Consider the following 19,228-nt stretch of genomic DNA (forward strand, 5'->3'; position numbering starts at 1 on the left):
GCATGTTCGGCAAACTCACACTCTCGGCGATCCCGTTCGATCAGCCCATCATCATGGGGGCCGGTGCCTTCATGGGGCTGGTCGTGCTGGGCATCCTCGCCGCGCTGACGATCACCGGCCGGTGGAAATGGCTGTGGACGCAATGGCTGACCACGGTCGACCACAAGAAGCTCGGCGTGATGTACATCATCGTCGCGCTGATCATGCTGCTGCGCGGCTTCGCGGACGCGATCATGATGCGCATGCAGCTCGCGCTCTCGTACAACGGGCCCGGCTACCTGCCGCCGCACCACTATGACCAGGTCTTCACGGCACACGGCGTGATCATGATCTTCTTCATGGCGATGGTGTTCATGGTCGGCCTGATGAACCTGATCGTGCCGCTGCAGATCGGCGCGCGCGACGTCGCGTTCCCGTTCATCAACTCGCTGTCGTTCTGGATGACGGCCGTCAGCGCGATCCTGATCAACATCTCGCTCGTGATCGGCGAATTCGCCCAGACGGGCTGGCTCGCGTATCCGCCGCTGTCGGAGCTGCAGTTCAGTCCGGGGGTAGGGGTCGACTACTACCTGTGGGCGCTGCAGATCTCGGGCGTCGGCACGCTGCTGACCGGCGTGAACTTCTTCGTGACGATCATCAAGATGCGCGCGCCGGGCATGACGCTGATGAAGATGCCGGTGTTCACGTGGACCGCGCTCTGCACGAACGTGCTGATCATGGCGTCGTTCCCGATCCTGACCGCGACGCTCGCGCTGCTCGGCCTCGACCGTTACCTCGGCATGCACTTCTTCACGAACGAAGCCGGCGGCAACGCGATGCTGTACCTGAACCTGATCTGGGCATGGGGTCACCCCGAGGTGTACATCCTGATCCTGCCGGCGTTCGGCATTTTCTCGGAAGTCATCTCGACGTTCGCGAAGAAGCCGCTGTTCGGCTACAAGACGATGGTGTACGCGACTTGCGCGATCATGGTGCTGTCGTTCCTCGTGTGGCTGCACCACTTCTTCACGATGGGCTCGGGTGCGAACGTGAACGCGTTCTTCGGCATCATGACGATGATCATCGCGATCCCGACCGGCGTGAAGGTGTTCAACTGGCTGTTCACGATGTACCGCGGCCGGATCGAATTCACGACGCCCGTGCTGTGGACGATCGGCTTCATGGTCACGTTCACGCTCGGCGGCATGACCGGCGTGATGATGGCGATTCCCGGCGCGGACTTCGTGCTGCACAACAGCCTGTTCCTGATCGCGCACTTCCACAACGTGATCATCGGCGGCGTGCTGTTCGGCTATCTCGCAGGCTTCAACTACTGGTTCCCCAAGGCGTTCGGCTTCAAGCTGAACGAGAAGCTCGGCAAGGCGGCGTTCTGGTTCTGGCAGATCGGTTTCTACGTAGCGTTCGTGCCGCTCTACGTGCTCGGCTTCATGGGCATGACGCGCCGGATCAACCACTACGACAACCCGGCCTGGCATCCGTGGCTGCTGGTCGCCGCATTCGGCGCCGTGCTGATCGCGATCGGCATTGCATGCCAGCTGCTGCAACTGGTGGTCAGCATCCGCAACCGCAACCTGCCCGAGTACCGCGACACGACGGGCGATCCGTGGGGCGGCCGCACGCTGGAGTGGGCGACCTCGTCGCCGCCGGCCGACTACAACTTCGCGGTGATCCCGCAAGTGCGCACGCTCGACGCGTATGCGGACATGAAGGCGCACGGCGAAGGCCGGCCGAACCCGGCGGCGATTCGCGACATCCACATGCCGTCGAATACCTGCGCGGGCCTCGTGGTCGCGATCTTCAGCCTGGTGCTCGGCTTCGCGCTGGTGTGGCACATCTGGTGGATGGCGATCGGCGGGCTGGTCGGGATCATCGCGACGCTCGTGATCTACAGCTCGCGTGACAACGACGGCTATTACATCCCCGCGTCGACGGTGCGGAAGATCGAAGACAAGCAGCCGACGAAGCGCGTGGCTGCGCGCGTCGACGACGTGGAACTGGAGGCCAACTGATGTTGCAGAAAACCTTGAGCGCAACCCTGCTCGAGCACGACGACCATCCGCCGTCGCATTCGGTGTTCGGGTTCTGGCTGTACCTGATGACCGACTGCGTGATCTTCGCGGCGCTGTTCGCGACGTTCGCGGTGCTCGGCCAGCAGTATGCGGGCGGCCCGACCGCGAAAGACCTGTTCGACATCCCGGGCGTCGCGGTGGAAACCGCCGCGCTGCTGCTGTCGAGCATCACGTACGGCTTCGCGATGCTCGCTGCGTACAAGCAGCGGCGCGGCGCGCTGCTCGCGTGGCTCGCGGTGACGTTCGTGCTCGGCGCGGCGTTTCTCGTGATGGAGCTACGCGAGTTCTCGCACCTGATCGCGGAGGGCGCAGGCCCGCAGCGCAGCGCGTTCCTGTCGGCGTTCTTCACGCTGGTCGGCACGCACGGGCTGCACGTGACGGCCGGCCTGCTGTGGATGATCGTGCTCGCCGGGCAGATCGTGCTGCGCGGCGGCGACCTGACCGATCGCGACCTGCGACGCCTGACGTGCCTGAGCCTCTTCTGGCACTTCCTCGACATCGTGTGGATCTGCGTGTTTTCCTTTGTTTATCTCGCGAGCGTGATCTAAATGGCCCATTCGCATTCGTCTCAACTCGAAGAAGGGCACGGCAGTGTCGGCGGCTACGTCGCCGGCTTCATCCTGTCGGTGCTGCTCACGGCCGCGTCGTTCGGCCTCGTGATGGGCGGCGTGCTGTCGCCGCACGCGTCGCTGGTCGCGCTGGCCGTGCTCGCGTTCGTGCAGATCGTCGTGCACCTCGTGTACTTCCTGCACATGAACGGCTCGTCGGGCCAGCGCTGGAACGTGATGGCGTTCAGCTACACGGTGCTGACCGCGGCGATCCTGATCGTCGGCACGCTGTGGGTGATGCACAACGTCAGCATGAACATGATGTCGCGCTGAGCGGCAGCCCAGCGCAGCGGTCGAGATCCATGCGCGTTCGTGAACAAAAGGCGGCACGCGAGTGCCGCCTTTTGTTTTTCCCGGCCGTGTTGCGCCGGGCAGCGGAATCAGTGCCGTGCGCCCGCATCCGCCGTCAGCGCGTGCGTGCAGTCGGCGCGGTACTCGGCGGCGAGCCGATCTTTCGCACCATCGAGATCGTCGGGGTAATACGGGCTCGCATGCGCCGGCTCGTAGCCGACCTGTTCGAGTTCGGTCAGCTCGCGCACGAGGTCCGCATGCGTGACGTCGTGGCCGGTGTGGACGAACGGATACGCGTTGCATTCCTGCGGTGTCAGATGCGGTGCCGCGAACGCGGCGGTGCTGGCGCATGCGAGCAGCATGCAGGCGACGGTAGTCGACAGTTTCATCCGGTAGCTCCTGGTTGCGCGGCCCGATGCCGCATGACGTCAGCGTAGGCCGCGTGCACGTCGGGGCGGGCGACGCCCGGATGAAACATGTTTCACCCGTGCGCCACGGCGCCGGATGAAGCATTTTTCATGTAACGCCGCACGGCGATCGGGGCGTCTACGATAGTCGCGGGCGCCTCGCGTGCGCCCGTCATGAGGTTCATTGCGAGGGCAACCATGCGAGTACTGACGGTCGAGGATGATGCGGTGACCGCGAACGAAATCGTCGGCGAGCTGACCGCGCGCGGGTTCGAGGTCGACTGGATCGACAACGGCCGCGAAGGCATGCTGCGCGCGATGAGCGCGTCGTACGACGCGATCACGCTCGACCGGATGCTGCCGGGCGCGGACGGCCTCGCGATCCTGACCGCGATGCGCACGGTCGGCATCGATACGCCGGTGCTGATGCTGAGCGCGCTCGGTGATGTCGACGAGCGCATCCGCGGGCTGCGCGCGGGCGGCGACGATTACCTGACGAAGCCGTTCGATTCCGGCGAGCTGAGCGCCCGCATCGAGGTGCTGCTGCGTCGCCGGCAGGCGTCGGGCGTGCCGCAGCAGACGCTGTTGAAGGTCGGCGCGCTCGAGCTCGATCTCATTTCGCGCTGCGCACGTCGCGGCGCCGAAGAGATACCGCTGCTGCCGACCGAGTTCCGCGTGCTCGAATTCATGATGCGCAATGCGGGGCAGACGATCACGCGCACGATGCTGTTCGAGACCGTGTGGGGCTATCACTTCGATCCCGGCACCAACCTGATCGACGTCCACATGGGCCGGTTGCGCAAGAAGATCGACCCGCCCGGCGCGACCCCGATGATCCAGACGGTGCGCGGCTCGGGCTACATGCTCGCATGACGGAGGCCCGGATGGATGCGGCTCGCGCGGCGAACTTCACGCGCCGCTGGCACACGACGACGTTTCGGTGGCTGTGCGCGTATGCGGCGATCTTCTCGGTTTCGCTGCTCGTGCTCGCGGGCGTGATCAGCGTGGCCGCGACACACACGATGGCGCGCGACACCGACGAGGTGCTCGCGTGGCAACTGATCTATTTCGATTCGATTCCCGATGCCGAGCTGCCGCTCGCGATTCACCGGCGGCTCGAGCACGAGCACATGCATACCAGTTTCTACGGGCTGTTCGACGCGAACGGGCGCCGCGTGGCCGGGGACATCGCGACGCCGCCCGCGCTGCGCACGGATCGCCACGGACGCACGCTGAACCGCACGCTTGCGCCGCTCGACGGCCAGCCCGCGCCGATCACGCGCGCGATGGCGGTACGCCGCGACAACGGGATGACGCTGGTCGTCGCACGCGACCTGTCGCATTTCATCCAGATCCGCGATGTCGCGATCCGCGGGCTCGTGATCGGCGGCGTGATGATCCTGATCGCGGGCATCGCGGGCGGCAGCATGCTCGGCATGCGGCAGATGCGCCGTGTCGCCGCGATCCGGCGCGTCACGCGGCAGATCGCCGAGGGCGATCTCGGCAAGCGGCTGCCGGTCGGACGCTACGACGAACTGGACCTGCTCGCGCATCTCGTGAACCACATGCTCGACGAAGTCGAGCGGCTGATGGGCGAGGTACGTCATACCTGCGACGGCATCGCGCACGATCTGCGCACGCCGCTTGCACGCGTGCACACGATGCTGGCCCGGCTCGCGGAGCAGCCGTTTTGCGCGGACGACCCTGCGTCGTCGGCATTGCTCGCGTCGGCGCGCGACGAGACTGACCGCTTGCTCGAGCGCTTTCGCGCGATGCTGCGCATCTCCGAGATCGGCACGCTGAGCCGGCGTGGCGGCTTTGCTGCCGTCGACGTCACGGCCTTGCTGCGCGACGTTTGCGAGCTCTATGAGCCGTTGGCCGAAGCCGTCGACGTGTCGTTCGAGCTCGCCGCGACATCGGTCGACCGCATTCACGGCGATCGCGCGTTGCTGTTCGAGGCATTCAGCAATCTCGCGGACAACGCGATCAAGTTCACGCCGCCGGGCGGCCGCGTGCGCGTCGCGCTCCATTCAACGCCGAGCGGGCCGCTCGTGCGGATCGAGGACACCGGGCCCGGCATCCCGCCCGGCGAACGCGACGCGGTGCTCGAGCGTTTCTATCGGGGCGAGCGCACGCGCCACGTGAGCGGCTCGGGGCTCGGGCTGAGCATCGTCTCGGCGGTGATGCGCGTGCACGGCTTTGCGCTGCGGATCGGCGATGCACCGCTGGCCGGTGCGGCGATCACGGTCGAATGCTGGCCGCGCTCGCTCGCGTGACGGCGTCGGGGAACGAACGATGCGCATCCTGCTGATTTCCCCGCCGAACCCGGAGGCGGCGCGGCTCGACAAGGCCTTTCGCGAGAGCACGCATGGTGTCGAGCGCGTCGACGGATGGCGCGATGGCTGCTTCGTGGCGGCGCAGGACCGGTTCGATGCCATCGTGATCGTTGCGCCCGACCCGGCTGCCGACCCGGCGATGCTCGAGGCATTGCCGCGACTCGGTGCATCGGCCGGCGGCGCGGCGATTGCCGCGATCGTGGCCGGCACGACACCTGCGCAGCGCGCGCGGATGTTGCAGGCCGGCTGCGATGTGTGCCTTGCCCATCCTTGTTCGTTCGTGGAGCTGCACGAGCGGTTGCGCGCGCTGTGGCGCCGCAACGGTGTCATCGCAATGCGCGAGTCGGTCCGGCTCGACGTGGCCGCGCGCGCACTCGAGGAGCAGGGCCGGAGGCTGGCGCTCAGCATGCGGGAATTTCGTCTCGTCGAATGCCTGTTGCGCGAAGCGGGGCGACCGGTCGGGCGCGATGCCGTGCTGCGTTATGCATGGGGCGATGCCGACGTCGAACCCGAGACGGTCAATGCACTGGTCGTGCGGTTGCGGCGCAAGCTGGCCGCACATGCGTTTTCCGCGCGCATCGAAACGGTCGCGCGATTCGGTTTCAGGTTCGACGCGGGCGGGTGACGATGCGGGATCGCGCCGTGCCGGTGGAGGGTGCGCATGCCGCGCGTCGCGCGGCAGGTTCGATTGCGTGCGTTCAGTGCGAATAGAGTTCGCGGTTGAGCTGCGCGAGCTGGCCGTCGCGTTCGGCGCGGACGAGTTGGCGATACACCTGCGCGCGTGTCAGCGGCGTGGCTGGTCGCGCGCTCCATGCCGGTTGCGACGACAACGATGCGGAAGCGGTCGCGGCGTACGTCTGCGGCGCAGTCGCGGTGTCGGGCTGCGTTGCGCTGGCCCGGCCGGGCAGCGCGACACACAGCGCGGAGAGCAGGGTGGCGAACATCAATGTCTTCATGGCGTGATCCTTTTCAAGTGACAGTGGCCGGTGCCGCGATGGCGATGCCGGCAGGATCGACGTTATCGAATGCGCCCGTGCGGGCACCGGGCGCGCCGATGAAGAAACGTTCATGAATGCGCGTCGTGCCAGCCGCCGCCGAGCGCGCGCACGAGCCCGACGGATGCCTGCAGGCGGCGGGCGTCGACGTCGAGCGCCGCGATCTGCGTATCGAGTTCGGTCGTCTGCGCGGTGACCACGTCGAGATAGCTGACCGCGCCGTCGCGATACCGCGACATCGCCAGCGCAAGCGAATGCCGCGCCGCGACGAGCGCCGCGTCGTCCTGGTCCGATTCGTCGCCGAGGCGGTGCAACTGCGCGAGATCGTCCTCGACGTCGCGGAATGCCTGCAGCACGACCGCGCGGTAGCGCGCGCCCTGTTCGTCGAACTGCGCGCGCGCATGGCGGACGCCGGCGGCACGCCGGCCCCCGTCGAACAGCGTCATCGCGAGACGCGGCCCGATCGACCAGATCTCGTTGGGCGCGGTGAGCCACGGCGAGAACGTATCGCTCTGGAACCCGGCGTCGAGGCCGAGCGACAGGTCGGGAAAGTACGCGGCGCGTGCGACGCCGATCCGCGCGTTCGCGGCTGCGACGCGGCGTTCGGCGGCGGCGACGTCCGGCCTGCGTTCGAGCAGGGTCGACGCGAGTCCCGTCGGAATCGACGGCACGCCCGGCAGCGCCGCAACGGGCGGCAGCGAGAACGTCGATGCGGATTCCCCGACGAGTGCCGCGATCGCATGCTCGTCGAGCGCGCGACGCGCGGCGATGTCGGACGCACGCGCCTGGACGAGCGCGAGTTGCGTTTGCGCACGCGAAACGTCGAGCCCCGATGCGAGGCCGCCGCGATGGCGACTGACCGTCAGTTGCCACGCACGGCGGTATGTGTCGATCGTTTGCGCGAGCGTGTCCGCTTCACGGTCGAGCCCCGCGAGGTCGAAGTAGGTGCTGGCGACGGTGGCCTGCAAGCTGAGCCGGACCGACGCGAGGTCGTCGTCGGCTGCCTGCGCGTCGTCGCGGCCGGCCGCGACCGCATTGCGGACCTTGCCCCACAGATCGACGTCGTAGCCGAATCCCGCTTCGAGCGTGTTCGACTCATAGGTGTCGGGCTGGCCGCTGCCGCGCAGCGGCCGGCGCGCGGACTGGCGGTCGCGGTCGGTCTCGGCATCGATGCCCACGGTCGGCAGCAACGCCGCATGGGCCTCGTCGAACAGCGCCGCGGCTTCGTCGTGCCGCGCGACGGCGGCGGCCAGGTCGGGGTTCGCGCGTGCGACGAGCGGTTCGAGCCGGTCGAGTGTCGCGTCGCCGTACACGCGCCACCAGCCGTCACGCGGCAGGCGATCGGCCGGTACGGCATCGACCCACGCGCCCGTTTCGCGAAACGCGGTCGGCACCGGAACGGCCGGCGCGCGATAGGCCGGCGCCAACGAGCAGCCGGCGAGCAGCGCGACGCTGCCCAGCCATACAGCGAGCAGACGGTCAGCCATGCGCACGCTCCGTCGCCGTGGTGCCGGCGATACGCACGGGGTCGCCGTCTGCGAGCGAGTCGGGCGGATTGTCGATCACGCGGTCGGTGGCCGCGAGCCCCGATGCGATCTCGACACGCGTGCCGAGATCGGTCGCGATCGATACGTTGCGCAGGTGCGCATGCCCGGTTGCATCGAGCACGGCGACTTGCAACCCGTCGTGGCGGAAGATCAGCGTGCTTGCCGGAATCGACAGCGCATGCGCGGCGCCGGGCATCGCGATCCGCACTTGCGCGTATTCGCCCGGGAACAGCGTGCCTGCCGGGTTGGCGATCGAAAACTGCGCGAGCAGCGTGCCGGAAGCCGGATCGATCGATTGGGCGGAATCCGCGAGCGTGGCGTCGAACGTCATGCCGGGACGCTCGGGCACGGTCAGCGCGACACGCATGCCTGTGCGGATCGCGGCCGCGTCGTCTTGCGGAACGTGGACGTACAGCCGCAGCCGCCGCGCGTCCGAGACGGTGAAGAGTTCGGCACCGTTGCCGCTGCCCGCGTCGATCAGCGCGCCGACATCGGTCTTGCGTGCCGTGACGATGCCGTCGAACGGCGCGGTGAGCCGCTTGAACGATTCGAGCGCTTCGAGCCGTCGCACGTTGGCGGTGCTCGCCGCGACGGCCGCGCGTTTCGCGTCGAGGTCGCTGCGTTTCTCGTCGGCCTCCTGCTGCGAGACGGAATCCTGCGCGAGCATCTCGACCCAGCGGGCGGCCGTGACGGCCGCAAGCCGTTCGTTCGCGCTCGCGCTTTGAAGGTCGGCGCGTGCCTGCTGCAACTGCTGGTCGAGATCGGGCGTATCGATCGACGCGAGCAACTGGCCGGCTTTCACATGCGCGCCGATGTCGGCGTACCACGCGTGCAGGTAGCCGGGCACGCGCGCGTAGATCGGTGCGTCGACGTACGCGTCGAGCCGGCCGGGCAGCACCAGCGCGTCGGCTGCGGCCGGCTGCGGCGCAACCGTCGCGACGGTCGGGATTGCCTGTTGCGCGGTCCAGGCGGCGACCGCGTGCGCATCGTGCATGCGGGCGACGAGGCCGGCCGCCGCGACGGCGAGCGCGGCGATGGCGCCCGCGATCGCGAGCGGTTTCAGGTAGCGCGGCGTGCCAGGAGGGCGGACTTCGAATTCAGTGGACATGCTGTTCTCCCGGAGTGAGGGGCAGGGATTCGGAACGAGGCGCGCGATCGCGCCGGTGGACGAGGCTGAACACGACGGGCACGAACACGAGCGTCGCGAAGGTCGCGCACAGCAGGCCGCCGATGACCGCACGGCCGAGCGGCGCGTTCTGCTCGCCGCCGTCGCCGAGACCGAGGGCCATCGGCGCCATGCCGATGATCATCGCGAGTGCGGTCATCATCACGGGCCGAAAGCGCGTGAAGCCGGCTTCGAGCGCGGCGACGGCAGCATCAGCGGTGTGCGCGAGCCGTTCGCGCGCGAAGGTCACGACGAGGATGCTGTTCGCGGTCGCGACGCCCATGCACAGGATCGCGCCGGTCAGGGCCGGCACCGACAGCGGCGTGCGCGTGACGAACAGCATCCAGACGATGCCCGCGAGCGCCGCGGGCAGGCCGCTCACGATCACGAATGCGTCGCGCCACGAATGGAAGTTGACGACGATCAGCAGGTAGATCAGCAGGACCGCGCCGGCGAGGCCCGCGAGCAGCCCGCCGAATGCGCCGTTCATCGTCTGCACCTGGCCGCGCACGGTCACGCGCGATCCCTTGGGCAAGCCGGCCGCGCTCGTGTGCAGCACGCGTTCGATGTCGGTGCTGACCGCACCGAGATCGCGATCCTGCGTCGTCGCGAAGATGTCGTACAGCGGTGCGATGTCGTAGTGCGACACGACCGCGTCGGTCTGTCCGCGCACGATCGTCGCGAGCCCGCCGAGCAGTTGCGGCGCGCCCGAGCGGCCCGTGACGGGCAGCGCGCGCAGGTCCGCCAGCGACGTCATCCGGTACTGGGGCGTCTGCGCGACGATCGGATACGACACGCCGTTGTGCGGATCGAGCCAGTAGGTCGGCGACACCTGGCTTGTGCCGGACAGGCTGGCGACCACCGCATTGGTGACGTCCTGCTCGGTGATGCCGAGTTGTGCGGCCCGCGTGCGGTCGACCGACACGGTGAACTGCGGATAGGTCGACGCCTGCTGCACGCGCGCATCGGCCACCCCCGGCACGCCGCGGATGCGCCGCAACAGCTCGGTCGCATAGGCGCGGTTGGCGGCGCGATCGGGGCCGGTCACCTGCACGTCGATCGGCGCGGGCGCACCGAAGTTGAGGATCTGGCTCACGATGTCGGCGGGCAGGAACGAGAACGTCACGCCGGGAAACGCACGCGGCAGCCGCGTACGCAACTGCTTGACGTAGTCGGCGGTCGGCGCGTGGTCGCCCGAGAGCGACACGAGGATGTCGCCGTCCTGCGGGCCGATCGTGCCGCTGTTGCTGTACGTGAGGTTGATCCCGCTGTTCGGCAGCCCCATGTTGTCGACGATGCTCGCGATCGCGTGCGGCGGCACGACGCCGCGCACCGTCTGCTCGACATGGTCGAACAGCGCGGCCGTTTCCTCGATGCGCGTGCCGATCGGTGCGCGCACGTGGATCGCGATTTCGCCCGCGTCGACCGACGGGAAGAAATTGCGGCCAAGCCACGGCACCAGCACGAACGACACGGCCACCGCCGCGAGGAACAGCGCGACGAAACGCGCACGGTGGACGAGTGCGAGACCGAGCACGACGCGGTAGCCGGCGCGCAGTGCCGCGAAGCGGCGCTCGAACCCCTGCTGGAACGCGACGAGCGGATTGCGTGCGCGTGGCGGCGGGAACGGCGCACCATGCGGCGCGAGCGCGGCCGCCGGATGCGCGGCATGCGGCTTCAACAGGTAGCGGGCCATCATCGGCACGAACGTGCGCGACAGCACGAACGACGCGATCATCGCGAAGATCACGGCTTCGGCCATCGGCACGAACAGGAAGCGGGCCACGCCGTCGAGCAGCAGCATCGGCACGAACACGATGCAGATGCACAGCAGCGACACGAAGGCCGGCGCGACGATCTGCGACGCGCCGTCGAGGATCGCATCGCGCACCGCCTTGCCCTGTTCGAGGTGCCAGTTCACGTTCTCGATCGTGACGGTGGCATCGTCGACGAGAATGCCGACCGCGAGCGCGAGCCCGCCGAGCGTCATCACGTTGAGCGTCTCGCCCGCGGCTGCGAGCGCCGCGATCGCGGCGAGCACGGCGAGCGGAATGGACGCGGCGATGATCAGCGTCGAGCGCCAGCTGCCGAGGAACAGCAGGATCATCGCGGACGTGAGCGCGGCGGCGATCAGGCCTTCGCGCGCCACGCCGCTGACGGCGCCCTTGACGAACACGGACTGGTCGCCCATCACGACGAGCCTGAGCGATGGCGGCAGGGTCGCCTCGATGCGCGGCAACTGCGCCTTGACGCCCGAGATGATGTCGAGCGTCGATGCCGAACCGCTTTTCAGCACGCTCATCAGCACCGCGCGCCGGCCGTCGACGCGCACGATGTTGCCCTGCGGCGGATAACCGTCGCGCACGTGCGCGACGTCGCGCATGAAGATCACCGCGCCGTTCACGCTCCGGATCGGCAGCGCATTGAGCTGGTCGATGGTCAGCGGGCTGTCGTTGAGCCGGATGTTGTACTCGAAGCCGCCGATCTTCTGCGTGCCGGCCGGGATGATCTGGTTCTGCTGCGCCAGCGCGGTCGCGACATCCTGCGCGGACAGCCCCTTGGCCTGCAGCGCCTGCGGATCGAGATCGATCTGCACCTGGCGCACCTTGCCGCCGTACGGCGACGGAATCGCGACTCCCGCGACGGACAGCAGCTGCGGCCGGATCACGTTGGTCGCGTAGTCGCCGAGCTGTTGTTCGTTCAGCGTGTCGCTCGTCAGCGCCAGCTGCAGCACGGGCACGGTCGATGCGTTGTAGTTGAGGATCTGCGGCGGCGTGGTGCCCGGCGGCATCTGCTTGAGCACGGTCTGCGAGATCGACGTGACCTGCGCGGTCGCGGTGCGGATGTCGACGCTCGGCTGGAAGAAGATCTTGACGATCCCGAAGCTGCGGAACGATTGCGACTCGATGTGCGCCACGTCGTTGACCGTCGTGCCGAGCGTGCGCTCGTAGTAGGTGACGATGCGTCCGGCCATGTCGGCCGGCTGCAGGCCCGCGTAGTTCCACACCACGCTGATGACCGGAATCCGGATGTCGGGGAAGATGTCGGTCGGCGTGCGCAGCGCCGCGAGCGGCCCCGCGATCAGGATCAGCAGTGCGAGGACGATGAACGTGTAGGGGCGCGCGAGCGCGAGTCGGACGAGTTTCAGCATCGGCGAGGTCTCCGCCGGCGCGGGGCGCCGGCCTGTCAGCGAAGTGCCGAAGCGCGGCGGGAGCCCGGTTCGGCTCGCGCAGTGTGCGTGGCGCCGCTTAACGCGGGGCGCGGGGCAGGATGAAAGATGTTTTAGGAATGGGGCGTGAGGGGGCGGGGCGGGCGTCGATTGTTACAAGACGTTAGCGCGGGCTTACCGTTGCGATGCGGCGCATCAGTTCTTACAAAGTGGAAATATGCGGGGACGGCGCTTGCCGTTATAGTCGAATCACACATGAAACAACCAGAAGAGGAATCCATGAAGACCTTGCGTGTTGCCTCGCTCTTGACCGGTATGACGGCCTTGCTCGTGTCGGGCGCAGCAATGGCGGGAGTCAATGTCGGGATCAATCTCGGCGTTCCGGCGCCGGTCTACGTCGCGCCCGCACCCGTGTATGCGCCGCCGCCTCCGCCGCCGGTCGTCTATCAGCCTGCGCCGGTCTACGCGCCGGCCCCTGTGTATGCACCGGGACCGGCCATCGTGATCGGCTGGCACGGCGACCGCTACTGGGACGGCCGCCGCTACTGGGGCCGCGACGAGTGGTACCGCCGTCACGGCCGCGGCTGGGGCGATCGTGGCGATCGTGGCCACTGGGACAACGGCCGCCACAACGGCTGGCGCTGATCGGCAGGGCGCGCCCGCCTGATGCGCGCCCCCGATCCGCTCGTGAAGAAACCGCCCGCGTGGCGGTTTTCTTTTGGCTCGCCGGCTTGAATGGGTAGAATCGTCCCTCGTTACTCCCCTCATTCGAACGACAGGGCCTCTATGACGAAGGGTTCGCCCCGGGCCGCCGCCGCGCGCGTCCGCCGTGCGATACGAACTGCCGGCCGCACGGCCGCGGTGTTCGTGCTGCAAGCGGTGCTGGCCGCGACCGCTGCGCACGCGGCCTACGCCATTGCGCAGTACGGCGAGCCGAAGTATCCGCCGGGCTTCAGGCATTTCGACTACGTCAACCCCGATGCGCCGAAGGGCGGCACGCTGGTGCTCGCGAACCCGAACCGGCTGACGTCGTTCGACAAGTTCAACCCGTTCACGATGCGCGGCAACTCCGCGCCGGGCATCGACATGTTGTTCGAGAGCCTCGCGACCGGCAGTTCGGACGAGCCGGCCTCCGCGTACGGGCTGCTCGCCGACGACATCGACATCGCGCCGGACCGCCGGTCGGTCACGTTCCACCTGAATCCCCGCGCGCGCTTCTCGAACGGCGAGCGCGTCACCGCCGACGACGTCAAGTTCTCGTTCGACACGCTGAAGAGCAAGCAGGCCGCGCCGCAGTTCGGCGCCTATTTCGCGGAGATCGCGAAGGCCGTGGTCGTCGATCCGGCCACCGTGCGCTTCGAGTTCCGCAGCGCGAACCGCGAATTGCCGCTGATCGCCGGCGGCATGCCGGTGTTTTCCCGCAAGTGGGGATTGCGCGCGGACGGCTCACGCATCCCGTTCGACCAGCTCGCGTTCGAGCAGCCGATCGGCAGCGGCCCGTACCTGATCGACCATTACGACAACGGCCGGACGATCACTTACCGGCGCAACCCGGCGTACTGGGGCGCCGACCTGCCGGTGCGGGTGGGCACCAACAATTTCGAGCGGATCGTCTACAAGCTGTACGGCGACGGCGTCGCGCGGCTCGAGGCGTTCAAGGCTGGCGAATACGACGTGCTCGTCGAGTACATCGCGCGCAACTGGACGCGCCGCGACGTCGGCAAGCGCTTCGACAACGGCGAGCTCGTCAAGCGTGAATTCCGCCAGCATAACGGCGCCGGCATGCAGGGCTTCTTCATGAACCTGCGCCGGCCGCTGTTTCGCGACGTGCGCGTGCGTCAGGCGCTCGATCTCGCGTTCGACTTCGAATGGCTGAACCGCCAGTTGTTTTACAGCGCCTACACGCGTATGAACAGCTACTTCGCCGACACCGACCTGCAGGCGACCGGCACGCCGGGCCCCGGCGAGCTGAAGCTGCTGGAGCCGCTGCGCGCGCAGCTCGACCCGGCCGTGTTCGGTCCGGTGGTCACGCAGCCGAACACGAATCCGCCGGGCTCGCTGCGCGCGAACCTGCTGAAGGCGCGCGCGCTGCTCGCACAGGCCGGCTGGACCTATCGAGACGGCGCGTTGCGCAACGCGAAGGGCGAGCCGTTCACGTTCGAGATCCTCGACGATTCCGGCGCGTCGATGGAAGGGATCGTGGCGGCGTACCAGCGCAATCTGGCGAAGCTCGGCATCGACGCACGTTTTCGCACGGCCGATTACGCGCTGCTGCAAAAGCGTCTCGATGCGTTCGACTACGACATGACGACGATCCGCCTGCCGGGCGTGCAGGTGCCGGGCGCGGAGCAATACTCGCGTTACGCGAGCAAGTTCGCCGACGAGCCGGGCTCCGACAACTTCATCGGGCTGAAGTCGCCGGCCGTCGACGCGCTGCTGCACGCGCTCGGTACCGCGCAGACGCGCGAAGACCTGCTCGACGCGACGCACGCGCTCGACCGCGTGCTGATGCACGGCTACTACGCGGTCCCGCAGTGGTACAGCACGACGCACCGGGTCGCGTACAAGCGCACGCTTGCCTATCCGCAGACGCTGCCGCTGTACTATTCGGCCGAGGGCTGGGTCGTGTCGACCTGGTGGGCGAAGCCCGATCACTGAGCCACGCCGCCCCAACGTCCCATCCCGCCTACCGATCGCGAGTCGAAGCCCTATGTGGAGCTACATCCTCAAACGCCTGCTGCTGATGATCCCGACGCTCATCGGCGTGCTGACCCTCACGTTCGCGGTGATCCAGTTCGTGCCGGGCGGCCCCGTCGAACAGGCCGTGCAGGAATTGCGCAAGGGCGCGACGGAGCAGGGCGCGGTGCCGTTCGGGTTGCGTGCGCACACCGGCGTCGACGCGCAGCAGCTCGCGCAGCTCAAGGCGCTGTACGGCTTCGACAAACCACCGCTCGAACGCTACTGGCTGATGCTCAAGCGCTTCGCGCGCTTCGATCTCGGCGAAAGCTACTTTCGCCACCAGAGCGTGTGGTCGCTGGTCGTGCAGAAGCTACCCGTGTCGATCAGCATCGGGCTGTGGACGTTCTTCCTCACGTACCTGATATCGGTGCCGCTCGGCATCGCGAAGGCGGTGCGCAACGGCTCGCCGTTCGACGTCGCGACGAGCCTCGTCGTGCTCGTCGGCTATGCGATTCCGGGCTTCGTGCTCGGCGTGCTGCTGCTCGTGCTGTTCGGCGGCGGCTCGTTCTGGCAGCTGTTCCCGCTGCGCGGGCTCACGTCGGACAACTTCGCGCAGCTGTCGCTCGTCGGCAAGGTGCTCGACTATCTGTGGCACATCGCGCTGCCGATCACGGCGTCGGTCGTCGGCAGCTTCGCGGTCGTCACGATGCTCACGAAGAATGCGTTCCTCGACCAGATCCGCCGGCAATACGTGCTGACCGCGCGTGCGAAGGGGCTCTCCGAGCGCAATGTGCTGTGGAAGCACGTGTTTCGCAATGCGATGCTGCCGCTGATCGTCGGCTTTCCGGCGGCGTTCATCGGCGCGTTCTTCACCGGCAGCCTGCTGATCGAGACGCTGTTCTCGCTCGACGGCCTCGGGCTGCTTTCGTACGAGTCGGTCGTGCGGCGCGACTATCCGGTCGTGCTCGGCACGCTGTACCTGTTCACGCTGATCGGGCTCGCGACCAAGCTGATCTCCGATCTCTGCTATGTGTGGGTCGATCCGCGCATTCAATTCGACACCCTGGAGCGCTGACATGAAACCGTCCGTCTGCATGCCCGGCGTCACCGGGCGAGGTGCGCGATGAACCGGGCCGTCGTGTCCTCCCGCATCGACGCGGCGCGCGCCCGCGTGTCGCCGTCGCCCGCGCGCCGCGTATGGCAGCGCTTCAGGCAGCAGCGCCTCGGCTACTGGAGCTTCGTGATCTTTTTCGTGGCCTTTGCCGCTAGCGTGGCGGCGCCGTTGTGGTCGAACGACAAGCCGCTCGTCGTGCGTTACGACGGCCAGTACTATTTCCCGTTGTTCCACGCGTATCCGGAGACGACCTTCGGCGGCGATTTCCCGACGCCGGCCGACTATCTCGATCCGTACGTGCGCAAGCGGCTCGAGGCGCCCGGCAACTTCGTCGTCTACCCGCCGAACCGCTACTACTACGACACGCTGAACTACTTCTCGAACGTGCCGAACCCCGCGCCGCCGTCGCGCGCGAACTGGCTCGGCACCGACGCGCAGGGGCGCGACCTGCTCGCGCGGCTCGTGTACGGGTTCCGCGTGTCGGTCGAGTTCGGGCTGATCCTGACCGTGATCGGCACGCTGCTCGGGATCGCCGCGGGCGCCGTGCAGGGCTTCTTCGGCGGACGCATCGACATCGTCGGGCAGCGGCTGATCGAGATCTGGAGCTCGTTGCCGGAGCTGTACCTGCTGATCATCTTCGCGTCGATCTTCGAGCCGAGCTTCCTGCTGCTGATCGTGCTGCTGTCGCTGTTCGGCTGGATCGGGCTCGCCGACTACGTGCGCGCGGAATTCCTGCGCAACCGCACGCAGGATTACGTGCGCGCGGCGCGCGCGATGGGCCTCACGAACTGGCAGATCATCTGGCGCCACGTGCTGCCGAACAGTCTCACGCCGGTGATCACGTTCCTGCCGTTCCGGATGAGCGGCTCGATCCTCGCGCTCACCAGCCTCGATTTCCTCGGGCTCGGCGTGCCGCCGCCGACCCCGAGCCTCGGCGAGCTGCTCGCGCAAGGCAAGGGCAACCTCGACGCGTGGTGGATCTCGCTGTCGACCTTCGGCGTGCTGGTCGCGACGCTGCTGCTGCTGACCTTCATGGGCGATGCGCTGCGCAACGCACTCGACACGCGGATCGCCGATTCGGTGCGCGCGGCGGGAGGCCAGCGATGAGCGAACCGGTCGTATCGACGCAGCACGAGCCGTTGCTGGCGCTCGAGCATCTGCACGTGCGCTTCGGCGACACGGTCGCGGTGGACGACGTGACGCTCGCGATCGGACGCGGCGAGCGCGTCGCGCTGGTCGGCGAGTCGGGCTCGGGCAAGAGCGTGACCGCGCTGTCGATCCTGCGGCTGTTGCGCGACGCCGACGTGAGCGGCACGATCCGCTTCGCGGGGCAGGACCTGGTGGCCAAGAGCGAGCGCGAGATGCGCGGGCTGCGCGGCTCGGACATCGCGATGATCTTCCAGGAGCCGATGACCGCGCTCAACCCGCTGTACACGATCGGCGTGCAGATCGGCGAGACGATCGTGCTGCACGACGGCGTCTCGGCGGTCGAGGCGCGCAAGCACGCGATCGCGTTGCTCGCGCGCACGGGCATCGCGGAGCCGGAGAAGCGTGTCGACAGCTATCCGCACCAGTTGTCGGGCGGCCAGCGGCAGCGCGCGATGATCGCGATGGCGCTCGCCTGCCGGCCGCGCCTGCTGCTGGCCGACGAACCGACCACCGCGCTCGACGTGACGATCCGCGCGCAGATCGTCGACCTGCTGCTGGAACTGCAGCGCGAGGAGGCGGAAAAGCGCGGGATGGCGATCCTGCTGATCACGCACGACCTGAATCTCGTGCGGCACTTCGCGGATCGCGTCGCGGTGATGGAGCACGGCCGGCTCGTCGAGAGCGGGCCGGTCGAACGGATCTTCGCGGAACCCGAGCATCCGTACACGCAGCGGCTCTTGAACAGCCGGCCGCAACGCGCGGTCACCCCGGTGATGCCGATCGCGCCCGTCGTGCTCGACGCGCAGCACGTGAGCGTGCAGTTCGCACGCAAGCGGCCGGGCATCGCGGGCTGGTTCGGCTCGGTGCCGGTGACGGCCGTCGCGGACGTGTCGGTGTCGGTGCGGCAGGGCGAGACGCTTGGCATCGTCGGCGAATCGGGGTCGGGGAAGTCGACGCTCGCGATGGCGCTGCTCGGCCTGCAGAAGACGGCCGGCGGCACGATCGAATTCCAGGGGCGCGCGCTGTCGACCTATCGCGGCCGTGAACAGACCGCGCTGCGCTCGAACATGCAGGTCGTCTTTCAGGATCCGTTCAGTTCGCTTTCGCCGCGTCACACGATCGAGCGGATCGTCGGCGAGGGGCTCGAGCTGCATCGCCCGGACATGACGCCCGACGCACGGCGTGCGAAGTCGCTGGCGGTGCTGCGCGAAGTCGGCCTCGACCGCACGGTGCTGCACCGTTATCCGCATGAATTCTCGGGCGGGCAGCGCCAGCGGATCGCGATCGCGCGGGCGCTGGTGCTGGAGCCGCGCATCCTGATCCTCGACGAGCCGACGTCCGCGCTCGACGTGTCGATCCAGCAGCAGGTGCTGAAGCTGCTCGCGAATTTGCAACAGAAATACAACCTCGGCTATGTCTTCATCAGCCATGACCTGGAGGTGATCGGGGCGATGGCGCACCGCGTCGCGGTGATGCAGGACGGGGCCGTCGTCGAGTCGGGAGAGGTGGCCGACATCTTCACCAGACCGTCACATCCTTACACACAAAAGCTGTTGAAAGCGGTCTGGAAAGCGTGATAGGCGGCCAATGGTCTGACCATCTCGATTGTATTTATTAATTTGTTTTGACAAACGATTACGCGCTGGCTAGTATCGACCGAAATTTTCCGCCAATCAGCTGATTTTTAAGCACATTCCAT

General features: G+C 67.6%; 16 protein-coding genes. 11 read left to right on the forward strand and 5 right to left on the reverse strand.

Annotation, left to right across the window (positions count from 1 at the left end):
• The first annotated feature begins 2 nt into the window (after positions 1-2).
• The 3 genes from cyoB to cyoD are packed head-to-tail and all read left to right on the forward strand — an operon-like array spanning position 3 to position 2,950.
• Positions 3-2,009: a cytochrome o ubiquinol oxidase subunit I gene (cyoB, locus tag QZM35_RS09280; RefSeq protein WP_301775838.1), complete on the forward strand. Its 2,007-nt coding sequence runs from the start codon at positions 3-5 to the stop codon at positions 2,007-2,009.
• The gene (cyoC, locus tag QZM35_RS09285; RefSeq protein WP_089425723.1) at positions 2,009-2,617 is read left to right on the forward strand and encodes a cytochrome o ubiquinol oxidase subunit III; all 609 of its coding nucleotides are present in this window, start codon (positions 2,009-2,011) and stop codon (positions 2,615-2,617) included. The genes cyoB and cyoC overlap by 1 nt, the downstream gene beginning before the upstream one ends.
• Complete coding sequence (gene cyoD / locus QZM35_RS09290; RefSeq protein ID WP_009692722.1) at positions 2,618-2,950, forward strand: cytochrome o ubiquinol oxidase subunit IV; 333 nt, start codon at positions 2,618-2,620, stop codon at positions 2,948-2,950. It abuts the gene before it with no gap.
• A 107-nt stretch (positions 2,951-3,057) separates the two neighbouring features.
• On the opposite strand, the gene QZM35_RS09295 is transcribed toward cyoD, so the two are convergent.
• A complete protein-coding gene (locus QZM35_RS09295; RefSeq protein WP_039342572.1) occupies positions 3,058-3,357 on the reverse strand; it encodes a DUF4148 domain-containing protein in 300 nt (99 codons plus the stop codon).
• A 216-nt stretch (positions 3,358-3,573) separates the two neighbouring features.
• On the opposite strand from QZM35_RS09295, the gene QZM35_RS09300 reads away from it, so the two are divergent.
• Genes QZM35_RS09300 through QZM35_RS09310 form a run of 3 tightly spaced genes read left to right on the forward strand, consistent with a single transcriptional unit; the run spans position 3,574 to position 6,336 of the window.
• Positions 3,574-4,248: a response regulator transcription factor gene (locus tag QZM35_RS09300; protein WP_301775839.1), complete on the forward strand. Its 675-nt coding sequence runs from the start codon at positions 3,574-3,576 to the stop codon at positions 4,246-4,248.
• Positions 4,249-4,259: 11 nt separating this feature from the next.
• The gene (locus tag QZM35_RS09305) at positions 4,260-5,651 is read left to right on the forward strand and encodes a HAMP domain-containing sensor histidine kinase (protein WP_301775840.1); all 1,392 of its coding nucleotides are present in this window, start codon (positions 4,260-4,262) and stop codon (positions 5,649-5,651) included.
• 19 nt (positions 5,652-5,670) lie between these two features.
• Positions 5,671-6,336, forward strand: a complete 666-nt coding sequence (locus tag QZM35_RS09310; RefSeq protein WP_089425722.1) for a response regulator transcription factor — start codon at positions 5,671-5,673, stop codon at positions 6,334-6,336.
• A gap of 73 nt (positions 6,337-6,409) precedes the next feature.
• Here the strand turns inward: QZM35_RS09310 and QZM35_RS09315 are convergent, their stop codons facing one another.
• From QZM35_RS09315 to QZM35_RS09330, 4 genes are all read right to left on the reverse strand, one after another.
• The gene (locus QZM35_RS09315) at positions 6,410-6,667 is read right to left on the reverse strand and encodes a DUF4148 domain-containing protein (protein ID WP_301775841.1); all 258 of its coding nucleotides are present in this window, start codon (positions 6,665-6,667) and stop codon (positions 6,410-6,412) included.
• 110 nt (positions 6,668-6,777) lie between these two features.
• Complete coding sequence (locus QZM35_RS09320) at positions 6,778-8,193, reverse strand: efflux transporter outer membrane subunit (RefSeq protein WP_301775842.1); 1,416 nt, start codon at positions 8,191-8,193, stop codon at positions 6,778-6,780.
• Entirely contained in the window at positions 8,186-9,361 is a 1,176-nt protein-coding gene (locus tag QZM35_RS09325) for an efflux RND transporter periplasmic adaptor subunit (protein WP_301775843.1), read from the reverse strand. Before QZM35_RS09325 ends, QZM35_RS09320 begins: the two co-directional genes overlap by 8 nt.
• Positions 9,351-12,569, reverse strand: a complete 3,219-nt coding sequence (locus QZM35_RS09330; RefSeq protein WP_301775844.1) for an efflux RND transporter permease subunit — start codon at positions 12,567-12,569, stop codon at positions 9,351-9,353. Before QZM35_RS09330 ends, QZM35_RS09325 begins: the two co-directional genes overlap by 11 nt.
• A gap of 297 nt (positions 12,570-12,866) precedes the next feature.
• Between QZM35_RS09330 and QZM35_RS09335 the strand changes: the two genes are divergently transcribed.
• From QZM35_RS09335 to QZM35_RS09355, 5 genes are all read left to right on the forward strand, one after another.
• Complete coding sequence (locus QZM35_RS09335; RefSeq protein WP_089425717.1) at positions 12,867-13,232, forward strand: hypothetical protein; 366 nt, start codon at positions 12,867-12,869, stop codon at positions 13,230-13,232.
• A gap of 141 nt (positions 13,233-13,373) precedes the next feature.
• Entirely contained in the window at positions 13,374-15,245 is a 1,872-nt protein-coding gene (locus tag QZM35_RS09340; protein WP_089425716.1) for an extracellular solute-binding protein, read from the forward strand.
• Between the two features lie 52 nt (positions 15,246-15,297).
• Positions 15,298-16,341 carry a microcin C ABC transporter permease YejB gene (locus QZM35_RS09345; RefSeq protein WP_089425715.1) on the forward strand — a complete coding sequence of 348 codons (1,044 nt, stop codon included), beginning with the start codon at positions 15,298-15,300 and terminating at the stop codon, positions 16,339-16,341.
• A 48-nt stretch (positions 16,342-16,389) separates the two neighbouring features.
• Positions 16,390-17,487 (forward strand): ABC transporter permease, encoded by a 1,098-nt coding sequence (locus tag QZM35_RS09350; RefSeq protein ID WP_011352500.1) that lies wholly within the window; start codon positions 16,390-16,392, stop codon positions 17,485-17,487.
• Positions 17,484-19,106 carry an ABC transporter ATP-binding protein gene (locus tag QZM35_RS09355; RefSeq protein WP_301775845.1) on the forward strand — a complete coding sequence of 541 codons (1,623 nt, stop codon included), beginning with the start codon at positions 17,484-17,486 and terminating at the stop codon, positions 19,104-19,106. The genes QZM35_RS09350 and QZM35_RS09355 overlap by 4 nt, the downstream gene beginning before the upstream one ends.
• Positions 19,107-19,228 lie beyond the last annotated feature (122 nt).

The organism is Burkholderia sp. AU45274, assembly GCF_030482505.1.
GTDB lineage: Bacteria > Pseudomonadota > Gammaproteobacteria > Burkholderiales > Burkholderiaceae > Burkholderia.